The organism is Mesorhizobium silamurunense (assembly GCF_014843825.1).
Lineage (GTDB): Bacteria > Pseudomonadota > Alphaproteobacteria > Rhizobiales > Rhizobiaceae > Mesorhizobium > Mesorhizobium silamurunense.
This window is the reverse complement of the sequence record NZ_JHQR01000267.1, coordinates 1-2,267: the sequence shown is the minus strand read 5'-3', so window position 1 is coordinate 2,267 and position 2,267 is coordinate 1. Positions and strand designations below refer to the sequence as shown.

The following is a 2,267-nucleotide window of genomic DNA, read 5'->3' as shown; positions in this document are numbered from 1 at the left end:
GGCGCCGAGCGCCATGGACTGGGCGCCGTTGGCGGTCGAGTTGGTGCCGAGCGCGATGCTGTCGGCCTGGTTTACGGTCGCCGTCTGGCCGATGGCGATGCCGCCCGGCGCCGTTTGCTGCACGATGGCGCCGTTGCCCATGCCGATGCCGTTGTCGCCGTTGACCGTGGTGCGCGGGCCGATCGCAACCGAGTCGACCCCGACCGCAAGGGAGTCGGAGGCGGCAGAATTGGCGTGGAAGTACATGGTTCCCGTCACCGCGAAGGAGCTCAGCGCCCCCTTCAACTGGCGCAGTGTCACCGCGTCCTGGTCCTCGGTGCCGTCCGCCACGTTGGTGATCTGGCGATAGGAAGTGGACGTGCCGACCGAGACGGCGCCAAGCAGGGTCATATCCGCGGTGTTGTAGGGAATGAGGCCGGTGCCGGAGAGGATCGATCCCGATACGGGTGCGACCGCGCGATCCGAGACCGAGCCGGCGCCAAGCGCCACGCCGCCAAGGACGGTGGCCTGGGTGCCGCGGCCGAGCGCCAGCGCGTCGCCGACGGAGGCGGTCGCCTGGTAGCCGAGGGCGGAGGAGCCGACCCCTTGAGCGAAGGCGTCGGTGACCGGCAGGGTGCTGTCGTTCGTTCGCACATAGCGGATGCCATCGCCGTTGGCGTCGGTGTAGGCCGTCGAGGTGTCGCCGGCAAAATTGTTGATCGTGTTGCCGAGAGTGGTGATGTCGGCGGTGTTGGCGGCGATATCGGTCGTGTTCTGCGTCACCTGCTGGTTGGTGGCGAAGAGTGCCGAGGGCGGAGGAGCCGACCCCTTGAGCGAAGGCGTCGGTGACCGGCAGGGTGCTGTCGTTCGTTCGCACATAGCGGATGCCATCGCCGTTGGCGTCGGTGTAGGCCGTCGAGGTGTCGCCGGCAAAATTGTTGATCGTGTTGCCGAGAGTGGTGATGTCGGCGGTGTTGGCGGCGATATCGGTCGTGTTCTGCGTCACCTGCTGGTTGGTGGCGAAGAGTTGCGAGCCGTTGACGGCATCGGTCGAGGAGCCGCTCAACTGCCCGGCCGCGACGTTCTGGATCTGGCGCTCGGCGCCCACCGAGCCGACCGAGAAAGCACCGGCCGGCGTCCCGCCGGCGAACGTGTAGTTCACGCCGCCGATCGTCGTGCCGCCGACCGCAGTCGTGGTGCCGGACGCGGAATTGAGGCCGATCGCCACGTCACCGGCATTGTTGGCTATGGCGTTCGGGCCGACCGCGACGGAATCCGTTCCGAGCGCCTGCGAATCGGCAAGTGTCGAATTGGCGTGGAAATACTTGATGCCGCCGCCGGTGTTTATGTTGTTGATGGTGTTGCCGAGATTGGTGATGTCGGCGGTGTTGGCAGCGATATCGGTCGTGTTCTGCGTCACCTGCTGATTGGTCGCGAACAGCTGCGAGCCGTTGACGGCATCGGTCGAGGAGCCGTTCAGCTGCCCGGCCGCGACATTCTGGATCTGGCGCTCGGCGCCCACCGAGCCTACCGAGAACGCGCCGGCCGGCGTCCCGCCGGCAAACGTGTAGTTCACGCCGCCGATCGTCGTGCCGCCGACCGCCGTCGTGGTGCCGGACGCGGAATTGAGGCCGATCGCCACGTCACCGGCGTTGTTGGCGATCGCGTTCGGGCCGATCGCGACCGAATCCGTCCCGAGCGCCTGGGAATCGACCAAGGTCGAATTGGCATGGAAATATTTGATACCCGCGCCGGTGTTGATGTTGGTGAGCGACGAGCTGAGATTGCTGATGTCGGTAGTGTTCTGCGTCACCTGCTGATTGGTGGCGAAGAGCTGCGAGCCATTGATGGCATCGGTCGAGGCGTTGCTGAGCCGGCCTGCCGCGACATTGGTGATGGTCCGCTCCGCGCCAAGCGCGCCGACGCTGACGGTGCTCGTCGGGTTCGTGCCGGCGAAGCTGTAGGCCGTGCTCCCGATGGTCGTGCCGCTGGTGCCGACCGCGGTCGCGGTCACCGAGCCCGAGCCAAGGGCCACGTCCCCGGAACTTGCCGTTGCCGTCGCGCCATTGCCCAGCGCGACGTTGCCGACGAAGCCAGCGGCACCCGCGGCCAGCGGCCCCCGCTGTCGAGCCATTGCCCAGCGCCACGGAGCCCTGTCCGATCGCCTTGTTGCTGTTGCCGATGGCGACGGCACCGTTGGCCATATTGGCGGCGGTGGCGGTCGCCGTGCCGTCGCTGTTGGCGATGTTGTTGGCGCCGCCGGTGAAGGCGCCGGTGCCGCTGGCGTA

At 67.2% G+C, this 2,267-nt stretch carries 1 pseudogene; it reads right to left on the bottom strand.

Annotation, left to right across the window (positions count from 1 at the left end):
• Positions 1 to 2,267 (bottom strand): annotated as a pseudogene (locus tag DH10_RS38335) (calcium-binding protein); the annotation flags it as partial.